Below are 16,733 nucleotides of genomic sequence, written 5' to 3'. Positions count from 1 at the left end.
GCTCCCGAGCCAGACACGTGCACTTCGAGGGGAGACCGACAGCATGAGGCAGCGCCGTCGTGGCCCCCTCACCGCTGCCGCCACGCTGGTCACCTCGATGCTGCTCGGCGGCGGGATGGTCGCCCTGACCCCCGTCGCGGCCACCGCCGAGGACGAGGTCGTCTTCACCATCACCGACAGCCGGGTGACCGAGTCATCGGGTCTTGCCACCGACACCGCGGGGTCGCGGTTCTGGACCGTCAACGACTCCGGCGATGGCGGCGCGGTCTATGCCCTGGACCTGAAGGGGCGGGTGCTCGGCACCCTGACCTACTCGGCGAAACCGGTCGACGTCGAGGCGATGGCCATGGTCGGCCAACGCCTCTACGTCGGCGACATCGGCGACAACGCCGGCGCACGGGAGATGGTCACCGTCTATTCCTTCGACAACCCCCAGCCGGGCCAGCAGCTGCGGTCCTACCGTGCCTACGACTTCGCCTACCCCGACGGCCCGCACGACGCTGAGACACTGCTGGTCAGTCCGGCGGGACGGATGTATCTGGTCACCAAGGGGCCCCAGGGCGGCATCTACGCAGCGCCGCAGATCCCGTCGCGACGCCAGGTCAACCAGCTCGAGCGGGTCGGCGACGCCCCGGCGTATGTCACCGACGGCGTGTTCCTGGCCGGCGGGGACCGGATCGCGCTGCGGACGTACGTCTCGGTCGAGGTGCTGGACGCCGCCAGCTACGACGTGGTGGCCCGTGCGGCGTTGCCGCTCCAGCGGCAGGGTGAGTCGATCACCACCTCGCAGAACGGACAGACGCTGCTGGTCGGCAGCGAGGGCCGCCGGTCGAAGGTCTATCGGGTGGCCATCCCGGCCGAGCTGGGCAAGGCTCCGACGCCCGGCAGCTCGCCGCCGGCGACCGGCAAGCCCTCGGCCGGACCGTCGACGCCGTCGGGCCCTCCCGAGCCGGCCGACGAGCCGCCGGCGCTGGACGACTCCGCCGGCCGCAGCCGCACCGGTACGTTCTTGGCCCTCGGCCTCGCTGGGCTGGTCGCCGTGGTGGCCGGCGTTGTCACCGCGGTGGTCCGCAAGCCCTGAGCACGCGCCGCTAGTCGAGCCGTTCCACCACCCAGTCGATGCAGGCGCACAGCGCCGCCACGTCCGCCGGGTCCACGTTGGGGAACATGCCCACCCGCAGCTGGTTGCGACCCAGCTTGCGATACGGCTCGGTGTCGACCACCCCGTTGGCCCGCAGCACGGCGGCGATCTTCGCCGCCTCGACTCCGCTGAAGTCCACGGTGGCCACCACCGGTGACCGGAGGGCGGGGTCGGCGACGAACGGCGTGGCCACCGGCGACTGCTCGGCCCAGGGATAGATGACTGCTGCCGAGGCGGCGGTGCGGGCGGCGGCGAAGGACAGGCCACCGTTGCCGTTCAGCCAGTCCAGCTGGTCGGCGAGCATGAACAAGGTGGCGATGGCCGGTGTGTTCAGGGTCTGGTTGCGGGCCGACTGCTCGACCGCCACAGCCAGGCTGAGGCTTTCCGGGATCCACCGGTCGGTGGCGGCGACGGCGGCCACTCGCTCCAGCGCAGCCGGCGACAGCAGCGCGAACCACAGCCCGCCGTCGGAGCCGAAGCTCTTCTGCGGGGCGAAGTAGTACACATCGGTGGCCGACACGTCGACCATCACCCCGCCGGCGGCCGACGTACCGTCGATGACCACCAGGGCGCCGTCGTCGGCCCCGGCGACCCGCTGCACCGGCGCCAGGGCGCCGGTCGAGGTCTCGTTGTGGGCCCAGGCATACACGTCGACGCCGGGCTGGGCCGTCGGTACGGCCACCGACCCGACCGGCGCGGTGGTCACCACCGGGTCCTCGAGATGCGGTGCGGCGCCGGCGGCGGCGGCGAACTTGGCGGAGAACTCGCCGAAGCTGGCGTGGGCGCTGCGCCGGGAGATGAGGGAGAAGGTGGCCACGTCCCAGAAGGTGGTGGACCCGCCGTTGCCGAGGACCACCGCATAGCCGTCGGGCAGGGCGAACAGCTGGGACAGACCGTCGCGGACCCGGCCGACGAGGTCGCGCACCGGCGGCTGCCGGTGGGAGGTGCCGAGCAGGCGGGCGCCGGGACCGGCCAGCGCCTGCACGGTCTCGGGTCGGATCTTGGCCGGGCCGCAGCCGAAGCGTCCGTCGCGCGGCAACAGGTCGGTGGGGATCTGGAGGTCGGTCACGGCGCGATTCTGTCACGGGCGGCCGGGCTGGAAGACTGGGTTCATGTCCGCCGAGCACCCCGATCTTGCCGCTGAGCGTATCGACTATGACCGGGCGCACCTGGTCGAGTCCGACGCGCCGGCCGAGCCGTTCGCCCTGTTCGACGCCTGGCTGGCTGATGCGTTCGCGGCCAAACAGCGCGGTGTCCTGCCGGAGCCGACCGCGATGGTGGTCGCCACGAGCGAGAACGGTCGGCCGGCTGCCCGGACCGTGCTGCTGAAGGAGGTCGACGCCGGGAGCTTCGTCTTCTACACCAACTACACCTCGGCCAAGGGCCGGGCACTCGCCGCCAACCCGGCGGTCGCGCTGCACTTCGGCTGGTATCCGCTGCAGCGGCAGGTGCGGGTCGAGGGGACTGCCGCGCCGGTGCCGCGGTCGGTCTCCGAGGCCTACTTCGCCACCCGGCCGCGCGGTTCCCAGCTCGGTGCCTGGGCCTCGGCGCAGTCCTCGGAGCTGGCTTCACCGGAGCAGCTGGCCGCGTCGTATCTGGCCGCCGAGGAGCGGTTCGCCGGCACCACCGTGCCGTGCCCCGAGCACTGGGGCGGCTATCGGGTGACGCCCGACCTGGTCGAGTTCTGGCAGGGCCAGCCGAGCCGGCTGCACGACCGGCTGGTCTATCGGCGCTCCGCCGACGGCTGGTCGCTGGGGCGCCTCGCTCCGTGAGGCTGGTCGCGCCGCGGGCGCCGCTGGTCAGGCAAGCTCGTTGAGCTCGATCGTGACGGTGAGGAACTGCTCAGGAAAGGCTTGAAGCACCCGCAGCCGCGGGTCGGCCACCGGCAGCACCCGGCTATCCAGCAGCCCACGCAACGGTTCCAGCCGCGGGTCGGCGAAGACGGCGGCCACGGCCGGCTTGTCGCCGCCGGCCACCACCGCCTGGAGGGTGTCCACCTCGGGCAGCAGCAGTCGGGCCACCTCGTCGGCGGTGTCGGCGTACGCCTTTTTCGACTGGTTGTCGCGCCGGCGGGCGTAGCGCTGCTGGGACCAGCCGCCGGCCTTGGTCCGGCCCTGGACGTAGCCCGAGCCGACCTTGGAGGCGACCAGCTGCGACCCGCTGAAGATGCCGACGGCGTGGCCGCCCTTGCGGACCAGCACGGCCCCGACCCGACGCGGGGCGCCGACGTGGGCCAGCAGGGCAGCCAGATCGGCGGGGACGGCCAGCGGACCGAAGGGCACTTCGATGATGGCCTCGGCGCCGTCGGGGGCGCTCAGCCGGACCTGCGTCGGTGCGGCGTCCACGACCGGGTCGCCATGGCGGCCGGTGAAGCCCGTCAGCCAGGGCGCCAGGCGGGCGGCGGGGATGACGACCGATCGGCTCATCGTCTGAGTCTCACGTACAGGGATGGCTGGGCGATATCGGGGGAGGGAACGAACAAACCCGCGAGCTTCTCGATGCGGCTCGACCTGGTGTCGAGGGACATCGGCCGGGCGGACAACGTCCGGCGCTCGCGGGTTCGGGTGTTCGGCTTGGGATTTAGCCGGCCGCACGCGACCGAGGAAAACCCAGGGTGGGCGGCTAGCTAGCCGGCACCTCACATGTCCAAGAGTTCTTCATTCTTGGGACCACCTCCTCTCCGTGTGGGTCAAGCCTAGGCACGTCTTTCCGGAGGGTCAACGCCATATTTCTGTGGCGATCTCAAGCGAGGAGGACCTCGAGTTAACTCAGGCGAGGAGGACCTCGACCCCGAGACTCTCCAGCCGGCGGATCATCTCCGGCGACGCGTCGGTGTCGGTCAGCACGGCCGACACCTCGTTGACGTGGCAGATCCGGGAGAAGCCCACGGTGCCGAGCTTGGAGGAGTCGATCACCACCACCGTCCGCTTCGCCTGGGTCACCATCACCCGGTTGATCGCCGACTCATCCTCGTCGTTGGTGGTGATGCCGGCATCCGGGTCGAGTCCGATGGCTCCGAGGAAGCAGATGTCGGGGGTGAGCTGGCTGAGTGTCTCGGTGGCCAGCGCGCCGACCAGCTCATAGCTCTGCGGCCGGGCGACACCGCCGCAGACCACGATCTTGATGAACGGCCGCACCGTCAGCTCGGTGGCGATGTTGATGGCGTTGGTCACCACGGTCACGCCGAGGTGCAGGGCCTCGGCCGTCGGGATGGCGCGGGCCACCTCGATGGTGGTCGTGCCGCCGTTCAGGGACACGGTGCAGCCGGGCCAGAGCATTGAGACGGCCTCGCGGGCGATCCGGTGCTTCGCCTCGCCCCGCGAGGTGGACTTGTAGCGCAGCGGCAGGTCATAGCTGGTGCTGTTCGGGACGGCTCCACCGTGGGTACGGGAAAGGAGCTGCTGCTCGGCCAGGTAGTCCAGGTCACGCCGGATCGTGGCTGCGGAGACGCCGAAGAAGTCGGCGGACTCCTCGACGTCGATCGTGCCGTCGGCTACCAGCCGCTCCAGCAGGGCTGCTAGTCGTTGAGCTCGCGTCATGCCTTCTCCCATCGAATGGTCACGAACATGATATGTTCACTTCTGTTTGTTTGGGAAGAAAAAACGCACCCGCTTCACGATCAGGAGATGGCACGTGACCTTCTACGTCGACGATGAGATTCAGTCGCAACCGCAGTGCTGGCGACAGGCGGAGCGGCTCGCAGCTTCGTTGGACACGCTCGTCCCGACCGACGGCGAACGTGTCGCGTTCGTCGGCTGCGGCACCTCCTGGTTCGTGGCCGAGGTCCTGGCCAGCTGGCGCGAGGCGAAGGGCTACGGAGAGTCCGACGCCTACACCGCCTCCGAGGTGCCTGACCGCCCGTACGACCGGCTGGTCGCGCTGACCCGCTCCGGCACGACCACCGAGGTGGTCGACGTGCTGTCCCGCTTCCGTGGCCAGATCCCCACCACTGTCGTGGTCGGCGACCTGGACACCCCCGTGGTCGAGCTCGCTGACACGGTGGTCGACCTGTCCTTCGCCGACGAGAAGTCGGTGGTGCAGACCCGTTTCGCCACCAGCACCCTGGCGCTGTTCCGGGCCCAGTTCGGTGAGTCGCTGGACACGATCATCGCGCAGGCGGAGGAGGCCGTGGCCGAGCCGCTGGCGCCCGAGCTGGCCGAGGTCGACCAGATCACCTTCCTCGGTCGCGGCTGGACGATCGGGATCGCCCATGAGGCGGCGCTGAAGTTCCGCGAGACCTCCTCGAGCTGGGCCGAGGCGTACCCGGCGATGGACTATCGGCATGGGCCGATCTCGATCGCCACCGCCGGCCGTGCGGTGTGGATGTTCGGCCCGCCGCCGCCCGGGCTCGCCGCGGACGTGACCGCTACCGGCGCTCACTTCCTGACCAGTGACCGTGACCCGATGGTCGACCTCATCCTGGCTCAGCGCGCGGCGGTCGCCCGCGCGGTCAAGCTCGGCGCCAACCCCGACCAGCCGCGTCACCTGACGCGCTCGGTCGTCTTGTCGGCCTGACGTGGCAGACGAGCGATTCGTCGTCGCGGTCGACGTCGGCGGCACGCTGACCAAGATCGGCTACGCCGGAGCCGACGGCACCCTGACCGCGGTGGAACGCCGGGTCACCGACCTCAGCGGCGGCAGCGCCGGTCTGGTCGACTGGCTGGCGGCGCAGATCCTCGACGTGGCCGGCCGGCGCCCGGACGCCTCCTGCGCCGGCTTCGGCATCGTCGTCCCCGGCATCATCGACGTGCCCACCGGCACAGTGCGGGCGGCGACCAACCTCGGCTGGTACGACGTCCCGCTGCGGGCCCGGCTGACCGAGCTCACCGGCCTGACCGGCGCGGTGGCCCATGACGTACGTTCCGGCGGCCTGGCTGAGTGGCGTCTCGGTGGTGGCGTCGGAGTCGACAACCTGCTGTTCCTGCCGCTGGGCACCGGGATCGCCGGCGCCATGATCGTCGACGGCCAGCTGGCCGACGCCAACGGCTACGCCGGCGAGATCGGACACATCGCGGTCGCCGCAGCCGGGGACCAGGCGTGTGCCTGCGGCCAGACCGGCTGTCTGGAGCTCGTCGCCTCCGCGGCGGGGGTAGCGCGGACCTACCGTCGGCTGGCTGAGCTCGACACCGAGGTGGTGGAGGCCAGTGCGGTCGCCGACCGGGCCCGTGCCGGCGACCCGGCCGCGCTCGCTGCGTTCGATCTGGCCACCGAGGCCCTGACCGAGGCCCTGGTCGTCTACGTCACCCTGCTCGGGCCGGAGGTGGTGGTCATCGGCGGCGGGCTGTCCGGCGCTGCTGACCTGTTCCTCGACGACCTGGCCGCCCGGATCGACGCCCGGCTGGTGTTTCAGCGCCGGCCGAAGCTTGAGATCGCCCGCCTCGGCGCCGACGCCGGCCTGATCGGGGCCGGCCTGCTGGGTTGGGACGCGGTTCGATGAGCGCGCTCCAGCTGGGCTGCCGGCGGGTCGTCACCCCGGACGGCGTGCGAGAGGACGTCACCCTTACCGTCACCGGCGCGACGATCACCGCTCTCACCCCCGGGATCGCTGCGGGCGGCGAGGTGATCGAGGGCTGGGTCGTGCCCGGATTCGTCGACACCCACGTGCATGGCGGCGGCGGCGCCGACTACGCCACCACCGATCCCGAGGAGGCGCTGCGGGCGCGGAGCTATCACCGGCGCCACGGCACCACCACCAGCTTCGCCGGTCTGGTGACCGACGAGCTGGACACGATCGTGGCCCAGATCCAGACCTTGGCTCCGTTGGTCCGTCGTGGTGAGCTGGCCGGGATCCACCTCGAGGGGCCGTTCCTGTCGGCCGCCAAGTGCGGCGCCCACCAACCGAGCCTGCTGCGGGCGCCGGACCCCGCCTCGGTGGAGCGGCTGCTCGAGGCCGGCGACGGCACCATCACCATGATCACCATCGCTCCCGAGCTGCCCGGTGCGCTGGACGCGATCGAGCGGTTGGTTGCGGCCGGTGTGGTGCCCGCCATCGGGCACACCGACGGCGACGAGCAGATCACCGCTCGGGCGCTGGACGCAGGGGCCACCGTGGTGACCCACCTCTTCAACGCCATGCGGTCGATCCACCACCGCGAGCCGGGCCCGGTGCCGCGGCTGCTGGCCGACGACCGGGCCATGGTCGAGCTGATCTGCGACGGGTTCCACCTGCACCGCGATGTGTTCACGATGGCGATGGCGGCGGCTGGGCCGGGGCGTACCGCATTGATCACCGACGCGATGGTGGCCGCCGGGATGTCCGATGGGGCGTACCGGCTGGGCACGCTCGACGTGGTCGTCACCGACGGGATGGCGCGGCTGGTGGACGCCTCCGGTGCTCCCGGCTCCATCGCTGGGTCGACGCTGACCATGGCGGCTGCGTTCGCCCGGGTGGCCGGCGCCGGCATCCCGATCCCCGACGTGGCCCAGATGGCCGCCACCACTCCGGCCGGCTGGCACGGTCTGGCGGCCGCAGACGGGGCACCGCTGGGGCGCATCGAGGTGGGCGCCCGCGCCGATCTCTGCATTGTCGACGACGCCGGTGTGCTGCAGCGGGTGCTGCAGGCCGGCCAGGAGGTGACCGGATGACCACAGCACGGCTGACCGAGCTGCTCGCGCCCGCTGCGGCCGCAAGTCGCGGGCTGGGCGCGTTCAACGTGTTCAGCATCGAGCACGCCGAGGCGCTGGTCGCCGGTGCCGAGACCGCCGGCCTGCCGGTGGTGCTGCAGATCTCGCAGAACGCGGTCTGCTATCACCGGGCGCTGGCCCCGATCGCGCTGGCCACGCTGAGTATCGCGCGATCCTCGACCGTCCCGGTCGTGGTGCATCTTGACCACGCCACCGAGGCGGACCTGGTGGCTGAGGCGGTCGAGCTGGGCTTCGGCTCGGTGATGTTCGACGCCTCGGCGCTCGGCTACGCCGATAACGTCGCCGCCACCGCAGACGTCGTCCGCCGCTGCCACGCCGCCGGGGTGGATGTGGAGGCCGAGCTGGGCGAGGTCGGTGGCAAGGACGGCGTGCACGCCCCCGGTGCGCGGACCAAGCCGGCCGAGGCGGCGGCGTTCGTCGCCGCTACCGGGGTCGACGCCTTGGCGGTGGCCGTCGGGTCTTCGCACGCGATGACCGAGCGCAGCGCCAAGCTGGACCTGGAGCTGGTCCGCGCGCTGCGTGAGGCGGTCGAGGTGCCGCTGGTGCTGCACGGGTCGTCCGGGGTGCCCGACGACGAGATCGTCCGCGCGGTCCAGGCCGGCATGACCAAGATCAACATCGCGACGCATCTGAACCAGGTGTTCACGAACTCGGTCCGGGAGACCCTCGCGGCACAGCCGCAGCTGGTGGACACCCGCAAATATCTCGGTCCGGCCCGGGACGCGGTGGCCGCCGAAGTGGCGCGGCTGCTCACCCTGCTGCACCGGGGCTGAGCCCGGACTAGCTCCGCAGCAGCTCGTAGCGGCGCAGCGACTCCTTGCGCTCGGCGGCGTGGTCGACGATCGGCGCGGGATAGCCGGCCGGAAGCCCAGCCGGGTTCGTCCACGGCGCGTGCAGGAAGGCCAGGTCGACGTCGGCCAGCTCCGGGACATAGCGGCGGACGTAGCTGCCGTCGGGGTCGAACTTGGCGCCTTGGCTGATGGGGTTGAAGATCCGGAAGTACGGCGCCGCGTCGGTGCCGCAGCCGGCCACCCACTGCCAGTTCAGCTGGTTCTGGGCGATGTCACCGTCGCGCAGCCGCTCCATGAACCAGGCGGCTCCGTGCCACCAGCCCAGGTGCAGGTCCTTGACCAGGAACGACGCGGTGATCAGCCGGATCCGGTTGTGCATCCAGCCCTCGGTCAGCATCTGTCGCATCCCCGCGTCCACCAGCGGATAGCCGGTACGTCCCTGCCGCCACGCCTCGAACCGGTCGGCGGCGACGGTGCCCGGCACCGGGTCGTCGCTGGGCATCGCGTGGAACTCGGGCCGGATCGGGGCGGTCACCGCGTCCGGACGGTGCAGCAGCACATCGGCGAAGAAGTCGCGCCAGGCGAGCTGTCGGGCCAGCGCGCTGGCTGCTGCGGAGCGCCGCGACGCCAGGTCGGCCAGCAGGGTCCGCGGGTGCAGCTGTCCCCAGCGCAGCGGGATCGACAGGTGCGAAGTGGCGTCACGGCCGGGGAAGTCGTGCAGATCGGCGTAGTCGGTGACGCCCGCGTTGTCGCGCTCCAGCCATCGGTGCCAGGCCGCGGTGACCGCGGCCTCGCCGGCCCGCTCCACTTCGTCGGGCTCGACCGGGTCCAGCGTCGCCTGCTCGTTGGTGCGTAGCCAGCGGACGGTGGCCGGGTCCAGCGTTTCGGCCGGTCCGTGCACGCCGTGGTCCAGCCAGCTGCGGTGGAACGGACTGAAGACCTGAAAGGGTGTGCCGGCTTGGGTGACCAGGGTGCCCGGCGCCACGGCGTACGGGGATCCGGTGGTCACCAGGTCGACGCCGGCCTCGGCCAGTGCTGCCGCCACGCTGGCGTCGCGGCGGCGGCCGTATGGGGCGAAGTCGGCGCTGATGTGCACCGACCTGGCACCGACCTCGCGTGCCACCCGAGCCACCGCGGTCGCGGGCCGTCCGGCGACCACGCTCAGGCCCGGTCCGCCGCCGGCGCGCAGCACGGCGTCGAGGGCGGCGAGCCCGGCCATCAGCTGCCGGCGGCGCACCGTACCGGCGTTGCGGAGCAGCACCGGGTCGAGGACGAACAGGGCCACCACCACTTCCCCGGCTGCGGTCGCCGCTCGTAGGGCGGGGTTGTCGGCGATCCGGAGGTCGCGTCGGACCCACCACACCGAGACCGCCTGGTTGGAGCGCACCTGCCCATCCTGCCTGGTCAGCAAGCCCTGCGGTGGCTGAGCGTCCGCGCCTGGCGCGGTTGTAGGGGAGAATGGTCTCGTGAGCGACCTGATTGACACGACCGAGATGTACCTCCGCACGATCTTCGAGCTCGAGGAGGAGGGCATCGTCCCGCTGCGCGCCCGTATCGCCGAGCGCCTGCAGCAGAGCGGACCCACGGTCTCCCAGACGGTCGCCCGGATGGAACGCGACAACCTGGTTCATGTGCTCGGCGACCGCCACCTGGAGCTGACGCCGGAAGGGCGCGCGCGGGCGACCCGAGTGATGCGCAAGCACCGGCTGGCTGAGCGGCTGCTGATCGACGTCATCGGCCTGGACTGGGAGAAGGTGCACGAGGAGGCCTGCCGCTGGGAGCACGTCATCTCCGAGGACGTCGAGCGCAAGCTGGTCGTGCTGCTGGACGGTCCGACGGAGTCGCCCTACGGCAACCCGATCCCGGGGCTGGAGGAGCTGGGCTCGCTGGCCGCTCCTGCCGTCTTCCGTGATGGCAACGAGCAGCTGCTGCACGTGGTGCGGCAGAGCCCCGCGCCGGTCCGGGTCGTGGTCCAGCGGATGAGCGAGGAGATTCAGAAGGACGTCGACATGATGGGCACGCTGCGCCAGGCCGGCGTCCAGCCCGGGGTCGTCGTGGTGGCTGAGGCGGGGGGCCTCGGTGTCCGGCTGACTGTCGAGAACTCGCCCGGATGCGAGATCGACAGTGAGGCCGCGACCCACCTGTTCGTCGCCCGGTCCTGACTTCGGATGGGCAACGGCACGGCTCCCGCCGATCACGGCGGGGCCGATTCGACTGCGGTCCGCGTGCTGCTCGAAGGTCACTGGTATGACGCGGTGGCGGCGTTGCTGGAGCGTCAGCTGGCCGCCGGGGACACCTCGGACAACCTGGCCCGTGCTCGCAACCTGGCGGTCGCGGCACGGCGGGTGCTGGACCTGGACGCGGAGGACTTCTCCACCATCGGGGCCGGCTTCTCGTCCAGCTGGGGGGCCCGGCTGTCGGCTGCGTCCTTCCCGCTGGAGCCGCGCGACCCGGTCCGGGGCGCGCTCGGCTCGCTGACCGGGCTGTATGAGCTGATGCTGGAGGTGCTGGAGCTGCGGGCCGCGCGCCGGGAGCCGCTGCAGATCGTGGTCACCGCGCACCTGATCGGGGAGTATCTGGCCCAGCTGGCCTGGCAGAGCACCCTCGGGCACGGCGGCGACCCGCTGCAGCTGGAGCTGCAGACCCGGGGGAGCAGGTGGGGCAGCGAGGACCCGGTGTGCCCGCACTCGTCGGCGCTGCGCAGTACGGCCAAGCGGGCGGTCAACGCCTGCTCTGGTGACGTGGCGGGCTACACCGCCTATCTGGACCGGTTCCACTCCCGACAGGGGGACGCGCTGGCGGTGTGCGCGATGAACCATGCCACCATCGGGCCGGGCGAGCGGCCCGATGTCGGCGACACCTGCCCGAGCCCTTGCGCGTTCGCCGTCGCGGCGCCGATGGAGCAACGGCGCGACTTGGACGCGCGGGTCCGGCTGGCCCTGCTCTACCGGGACTCACCGATCGTGGCCCTCCGCCACCATGCTCCCGTCGGGCACTTCTTCGGCGTACCGTCGGTCCAGGAGATCTCGGCGGCCTGGATCAAGACCTGGGAACGGGTCAGCGCCCCGTGGCCGGACGGTTGCAACCCGTTGCTGGTGGACGACCACCCGAACCTGGCGCCGCCGGACGAGGCACTGCCGGGGATGTCGGCACTCGTCTCCGCGGTGGCGGGTCGCCCGATCGGGCCGGGTCGGCTGGTGCGAGACATCGGGACCGATGTGGTCGCCGCGCTCGCCAGCGAGCTGGATACGGCTGAGCTGCGCGAGCTGGAGCAGCAACAGCGTGAGGAGGCGGTGTCATGAGTGACGACGAGCTGGACTGGCCGACCTTTCTGGCCGAGTTCCACGCCGAGCGGGCGGGGGTGGCGGAGGCGGTGCTGTCGCGGGCGTTGGCCGGCGACCACTCGCCGTACCGCTGGCTGGCTCGGGCGGTGTCGGAGGACGTCACCACTGTGCTGGACGTGGCCTGCGGGTCCGGACCGATGTCGCGTGAGCTGGTCAAGCCCGGCCGGACGGTGATCGGGTTGGATCTTTCGGCGTCGGAGCTGGCGTTGGCGCGCGAGCGAGGGCCCGGTCCCTGGGTGCAGGGCTCGGCGCTGGCGTTGCCGTTCGCGGACAACTCGGTCGGGGCGGTGACCAGCTCCATGGGACTGGTGGTCGTGCGTCCGCTGACCCAGGTGCTGGCCGAGATCGCCCGGGTGCTTCAGCCCGGAGGTGTGCTGGCCGCGATCGCGCCGGCGGTGCGGCCACTGGGCCCGAGTGACCTGCGGGTGCTGACCCGGATCGCCACCCGGCTGCGGACGAAGCCGCAGTTCCCGGGACCGGTCGAGCTGGCCGGGTTCACCAAGACGCTGGAGGAGCATGGCCTGCGGCGGGTCGAGGACCAGCGGGAGCGCTATCGGTTCACCATCCACGACCGGGCTGACGCCGAGCTGATGATGTCCTCGCTCTATCTGCCGCAGACCCGTCATTCGCGGGTGGAGGCGGCGATCGAGCACCTCGAGGACCGGCTCAAACGGCGGGGTCCGGTCGAGGTTGCCATTCCGATGCGGCGGGTCGTCGCCATCAAGTAGCCGGAATATCGGTCCGGCCGGGTTGGTTATGGTCTGCGTACGGCTTTCCCCGGCAACGACTAAGGAGCAAGGCATGGCAACGATCGATATCAGCGCCGAGAACTTCGAAGACACCATCAGCGGCAACGACATCGTGCTGGTCGACTTCTGGGCTGAGTGGTGTGGTCCGTGCAAGCGCTTCGGCCCCGTCTATGAGAAGACCTCCGAGGAGTACGACGGCGTGGTGTTCGCCAAGCTGGACACCGACGCCAACCAGGGCCTCGCCGGCTCACTCGGCATCGAGGGCATCCCGACCCTGATGGCGTTCCGTGAAGGCGTCCTGGTGTTCAACCAGGCCGGCGCGCTCCCGGGTCCGGCCCTCAAGGAGGTCGTGGACGCCGTCAAGGGCCTCGATATGGAGACCGTTCACGCCGAGGTCGCCAAGCTGCAGGCTGAGCACTCCGAGCACTGATCTTCCTCCGACGAACCGCTTCCCGATCTCTCGGGAGGCGGTTTTTCGTCGTTCCATACGTCCCCTGTGGCTAGACCGAGCCGCGGACCTGGCTCCACAGGACATCGGCAAGCTCCCTGCTGTAGGTGGCTGTGACGTGGTGGGCGTCGCGGTAGACCAGGATGTCACCGATGACCGGCGGGCAGACCGAGGCCGTGCACAGGTAGTCAGTGAAATCGACTATCTGAGTGCGGGTCGCCGTGGCTGCTCGCCGTTCTGCTTCTCGCGTCGGGGCGCGCAACGCGGTCGTCCGGTCCACCGTGCATCGGGCGGTCGAAGTGAGGTGGGCCGACAGGCAGATCGCCGGTGTCTGACCCACGTCGGGAGTGTCCGCGATCACCATCACGGTCGACACCTTGTTGAGGCGCTCGATCGTGGTGGTCAGACCCTGCTCCCAACCGGCCTCCGCATCGCCCTCCGGTGCTCCGTAGTTGGACAGCACGATCAAAGCAGGAGGCTCCGCGATCAGTTGGCGGATGACCCGGTCACGCCACTGCAGGCAGGCAGCGTAGACCGAGTTGTCACGCTTGGTCTCCACAAGGATCGAGGGACAAGAGCTCTTGGTGTGCGTGATCAACCGGAGTCCGTGACGCTTGACCATCGTCTCCAGCGCGGGGAACCACTGGGCAGCGTGCGAGTCTCCGAACAGTGCGACCGTTGGACCGTTCGGCGCACCAAAGACACACGTCTTCGGCGTCGCCTCGGTGAAGGTGAGGTGGCAGCCATTCGCATAGAGGACGGGTACGTCGGCAGAGACATCCCGCAGCCCTGGTCGCAGGTTGGATGGGACATAGGTGGTAACCGCAGGCTGGGTGGAGACGGCGGCCGCAGCGGCAGTGCGTCCGGCGTCGAGCGGTCGCGTCGAGGTCACCACATAGGTCCCGGCTGAGCCAGATGCTACGACGGCGGTGACAACCGCAGCGACGGCCAGAGTCCGTCGAGGGCGAGCGCCGACCAGCCAGTCGGTTGTCAGCGCTCTGCGCTCGACGCTGACGTAGAGCAGCCAACCCAGCGGAACGCACGCGATGGCGAGGGCAACGCGGAGCGACAGCTGGAGGGGATCTAGGTAACCCGCAGCCGCCTGTGGAATCACCATCAGTGGCCAGTGGACGAGATAGACCGAGTACGAGATATCGCCGATGAAGGTCACTGGTCGACGGCTGAGCACCATCCCCGGTCCACCCCGAGCCCACCAGGCGCCGGAGACGATGACCAGTGCCGTGCCGACCACCGGCACCGCCGCGGCGTAGCCCGGGAAGAGGGTTGCGTCTGTGAACAACAGGGCAGACACCACTACCAACCCGAGGCCCAGCCATCCGGCCGCGACTGTGATCGCGGCCGCTGGCCTCCGCCCGTACATCACGGCCAGCGCGACGAGGGCACCCACCCCGAACTCCCAGGCACGGGTGGGCAGCAAGAAGAACGCCCAGGACTGTCGAGCCGAGGACAGCAGTACTGCCGCTGCGAACGAGACTCCCACCAAACCACCAACGAGCAGAGCCAGTGATCGCCGCGACCGGGCGAGGCACACCAGGCCGAGCAGCACGGCCGGCCAGGCCAGATAGAACTGTTCCTCGACCCCCAAGGACCAGTAGTGCTGGAACAGGGACGGAGTCGGCTCCGCGAGGTAGTCGGTCCCGCGACGGGCGAACACGACGTTGGGGATGTACACGCTGGCGGCGATGGCGTCGACGAAGAAGGTGCGAGGAAGCTGTAACGGCGGCACCCAGATGACGGCGGCGACGATCGTCAGCACCACCACGGCGAAGGCAGCGGGCAACAGCCGCCGCGCGCGTCGGGCGTAGAAGCGGGCGAAGTCGAGCCTTCCCTCCTGATCGAGCCCGGCGATCAGGTGCTTGGAGATCAAGAAACCGGAGATGACGAAGAAGACATCAACCCCGACATAACCTCCATCGACGCCGGGCACACCCGCGTGATAGAGGACGACCAGGACCACGGCGAGGGCGCGCAGCCCTTGAATGTCGAGTCGCTTCGAATCTCCGGCGCTCACCCGGGTGCAAGACTCGAGCCGAGGACCGTTGCTGGGAGGTACACGTCGCGACCTTTCTTTGCCTGCGGGTGTCGCGGCGTAGGGCATTCAACCAGACGGCAGCATCTGGCGCTCACGCTGCCGAATCGGCTCGCCGCTGATTCATGATCGACATCTCGCTCGCCACCTGCCAGATCGCGCGACCGAACTCGGACCTGCCCAGCGCGGAGGTGCCGGAGCCGGTGACCAGATAGACGAAGCCGTGCGGTGACCGCCACAGATAGGTGCCGGTCGTCGGCTGTCTGACCGACCATCGCCCGAAGGTCTTCAACTGGTGCTGGGACCGGGACAGCGGACCCAGGTTGGCGATGCCGGTCTGACCCGGCGGACCGCCCCGGTCGGGTGGGACGTACGCCCGGGTGTGGTCGAGGTCCATCGACCGGCTCGTGGTCGCGGCGTACGGGAAGATGCTCGCCGGGCTGCGTAACCGCACGGCCTCTCGGATCCGGGTGGGGATCTCATAGCTGTCGACCGGCGCGGGGTCCGGATCCAGCACCGGCTGCACCCGGATGGCGCAGTGGCTGGAGCCGAGGAACCGCCGGATCTGATCCACGGTCACCGGCCCTTCGCCCTCGATCCGGGCGACCTGACCGGCTGGTTGCTGTAACGCGTCGGCGTGCAGATGGACATACAGCGTGGCCCGAGGCCGTACCCGGTCCGGGTCCACGACTGGCGTCTCGATCCGGACCGAGCGATGGTCGTCGATCTCACCGTCGGGCGACTCTGGCTCGGTCGCGCTGCTGGCGCCGTGCTGGTGGGCGCACAGGAGCTGCAGGGCATACGCGGGCTGGGCGAGGATGCCGATGGCGGCTGACCGTCGTACGTCCACCGGGTCTGTGCTGCCCTCGGCCGCGAGGATCTCCGCGATCCGGTCGACCATGGCCAGGAACCACACCACCTCTCCCGCGTTGGCCCGGGCGACCAGCAGCTTGAGCCCGCCCTCGCTGGTCCGGCCGGCGCGGACGAACCGCTCTGCCTCCCACAGCCGCGCCCGCTGTTCGGCTCCGTGCGGATCGGCGGCCAGCAAGGCGGCGCCGAGCACGTTCTCAAACCGGGTCCAGGGCAGACTGGCGATGAGCCCGGCCACCCGGTCGTCGACCGACGCGGCGGCCTCGGCATCGAGGTGTCGGGTTGCCTGGGCCACCTTGCGGGCCTTCCAGCCGCGAACCTCACCGGCCCGGACCCGTGCCCACAGGCGGGGGAGTCGATGCCGCAGGTCCAAGGCGTCGGCCATCTGGGCGGCCGCGGACGCGGTGGTGGTCTGCTGCAGGGCACCGAGCTCGGCGGCGGCGAACTCGCGTACCCACGGGGTGTTGTCTCCGCCCAGCTGCCGACTCCGCTCGCCGTAGTCGGCGTCGCCATCGAAGGCGTCCTCGGGGCGGCTGTAGAGGTCGGCCCAGCAGGCGGCGAGCTGCAGCAACGCCGCCTCATGCTCAAGCAGGCCGCGGTAGGTCGCCGCGATCAGCTCGGCCACCGCACCGCTGGGCTGCTGCTCCAGCCCCACTGAATCGAACATACATTCAATTTAACGGTGCCCACTGACA

At 70.4% G+C, this 16,733-nt stretch carries 16 protein-coding genes; 10 read left to right on the top strand and 6 right to left on the bottom strand.

The features are described 5' to 3' along the window. The first annotated feature begins 43 nt into the window (after positions 1-43). Positions 44-1,081 (top strand): hypothetical protein, encoded by a 1,038-nt coding sequence (locus AC1XX3_RS08920; RefSeq protein ID WP_483320732.1) that lies wholly within the window; start codon positions 44-46, stop codon positions 1,079-1,081. Positions 1,082-1,091: 10 nt separating this feature from the next. On the opposite strand, the gene serC is transcribed toward AC1XX3_RS08920, so the two are convergent. Further along, on the bottom strand, positions 1,092-2,210 hold the full coding sequence (gene serC, locus AC1XX3_RS08915; RefSeq protein WP_483320731.1) for a phosphoserine transaminase: 1,119 nt from the start codon (positions 2,208-2,210) through the stop codon (positions 1,092-1,094). Between the two features lie 43 nt (positions 2,211-2,253). Here serC and pdxH point away from each other — a divergent pair, with 43 nt between their 5' ends. Beyond that, positions 2,254-2,913, top strand: coding sequence for a pyridoxamine 5'-phosphate oxidase (gene pdxH / locus AC1XX3_RS08910; RefSeq protein ID WP_483320730.1), 660 nt, complete (start codon positions 2,254-2,256; stop codon positions 2,911-2,913). A 27-nt stretch (positions 2,914-2,940) separates the two neighbouring features. Here the strand turns inward: pdxH and AC1XX3_RS08905 are convergent, their stop codons facing one another. Together AC1XX3_RS08905 and AC1XX3_RS08900 are read right to left on the bottom strand one after the other, a co-directional pair. Beyond that, positions 2,941-3,567: an acVLRF1 family peptidyl-tRNA hydrolase gene (locus AC1XX3_RS08905; RefSeq protein WP_483320729.1), complete on the bottom strand. Its 627-nt coding sequence runs from the start codon at positions 3,565-3,567 to the stop codon at positions 2,941-2,943. 342 nt (positions 3,568-3,909) lie between these two features. Beyond that, the gene (locus tag AC1XX3_RS08900; RefSeq protein ID WP_483320728.1) at positions 3,910-4,680 is read right to left on the bottom strand and encodes a DeoR/GlpR family DNA-binding transcription regulator; all 771 of its coding nucleotides are present in this window, start codon (positions 4,678-4,680) and stop codon (positions 3,910-3,912) included. Between the two features lie 94 nt (positions 4,681-4,774). On the opposite strand from AC1XX3_RS08900, the gene AC1XX3_RS08895 reads away from it, so the two are divergent. Genes AC1XX3_RS08895 through AC1XX3_RS08880 form a run of 4 tightly spaced genes read left to right on the top strand, consistent with a single transcriptional unit; the run spans position 4,775 to position 8,559 of the window. Then, the gene (locus AC1XX3_RS08895) at positions 4,775-5,656 is read left to right on the top strand and encodes an SIS domain-containing protein (protein ID WP_483320727.1); all 882 of its coding nucleotides are present in this window, start codon (positions 4,775-4,777) and stop codon (positions 5,654-5,656) included. A gap of 1 nt (position 5,657) precedes the next feature. Continuing rightward, positions 5,658-6,578, top strand: coding sequence for an ROK family protein (locus AC1XX3_RS08890; RefSeq protein ID WP_483320726.1), 921 nt, complete (start codon positions 5,658-5,660; stop codon positions 6,576-6,578). Beyond that, positions 6,575-7,726, top strand: coding sequence for an N-acetylglucosamine-6-phosphate deacetylase (locus AC1XX3_RS08885; RefSeq protein ID WP_483320725.1), 1,152 nt, complete (start codon positions 6,575-6,577; stop codon positions 7,724-7,726). Before AC1XX3_RS08890 ends, AC1XX3_RS08885 begins: the two co-directional genes overlap by 4 nt. Next, positions 7,723-8,559 carry a class II fructose-bisphosphate aldolase gene (locus tag AC1XX3_RS08880; protein ID WP_483320724.1) on the top strand — a complete coding sequence of 279 codons (837 nt, stop codon included), beginning with the start codon at positions 7,723-7,725 and terminating at the stop codon, positions 8,557-8,559. Before AC1XX3_RS08885 ends, AC1XX3_RS08880 begins: the two co-directional genes overlap by 4 nt. Before the next feature lie 7 nt (positions 8,560-8,566). Here the strand turns inward: AC1XX3_RS08880 and AC1XX3_RS08875 are convergent, their stop codons facing one another. Beyond that, entirely contained in the window at positions 8,567-9,964 is a 1,398-nt protein-coding gene (locus AC1XX3_RS08875; protein ID WP_483320723.1) for a cryptochrome/photolyase family protein, read from the bottom strand. A 79-nt stretch (positions 9,965-10,043) separates the two neighbouring features. Between AC1XX3_RS08875 and AC1XX3_RS08870 the strand changes: the two genes are divergently transcribed. The 4 genes from AC1XX3_RS08870 to trxA all read left to right on the top strand — a co-directional run bounded on the left by AC1XX3_RS08870 (position 10,044) and on the right by trxA (position 13,100). Further along, positions 10,044-10,739, top strand: coding sequence for an iron-dependent transcriptional repressor DtxR (locus AC1XX3_RS08870; protein ID WP_483320722.1), 696 nt, complete (start codon positions 10,044-10,046; stop codon positions 10,737-10,739). A gap of 6 nt (positions 10,740-10,745) precedes the next feature. Continuing rightward, complete coding sequence (locus tag AC1XX3_RS08865; RefSeq protein ID WP_483320721.1) at positions 10,746-11,879, top strand: hypothetical protein; 1,134 nt, start codon at positions 10,746-10,748, stop codon at positions 11,877-11,879. After that, positions 11,876-12,649, top strand: coding sequence for a methyltransferase domain-containing protein (locus tag AC1XX3_RS08860; protein WP_483320720.1), 774 nt, complete (start codon positions 11,876-11,878; stop codon positions 12,647-12,649). The genes AC1XX3_RS08865 and AC1XX3_RS08860 overlap by 4 nt, the downstream gene beginning before the upstream one ends. 73 nt (positions 12,650-12,722) lie before the next feature. Beyond that, positions 12,723-13,100 (top strand): thioredoxin, encoded by a 378-nt coding sequence (trxA, locus tag AC1XX3_RS08855; RefSeq protein ID WP_483320719.1) that lies wholly within the window; start codon positions 12,723-12,725, stop codon positions 13,098-13,100. A 70-nt stretch (positions 13,101-13,170) separates the two neighbouring features. Here the strand turns inward: trxA and AC1XX3_RS08850 are convergent, their stop codons facing one another. Both AC1XX3_RS08850 and AC1XX3_RS08845 read right to left on the bottom strand, forming a co-directional pair. Beyond that, positions 13,171-15,150: an acyltransferase family protein gene (locus AC1XX3_RS08850; RefSeq protein WP_483320718.1), complete on the bottom strand. Its 1,980-nt coding sequence runs from the start codon at positions 15,148-15,150 to the stop codon at positions 13,171-13,173. 112 nt (positions 15,151-15,262) lie between these two features. Then, complete coding sequence (locus AC1XX3_RS08845; protein ID WP_483320717.1) at positions 15,263-16,705, bottom strand: DUF222 domain-containing protein; 1,443 nt, start codon at positions 16,703-16,705, stop codon at positions 15,263-15,265. Positions 16,706-16,733 lie beyond the last annotated feature (28 nt).

The organism is Microlunatus sp. M237, from assembly GCF_056896895.1.
The sequence above is the reverse complement of the archived record's forward strand: the minus strand, read 5'-3'. Positions and strand labels throughout refer to the sequence as shown.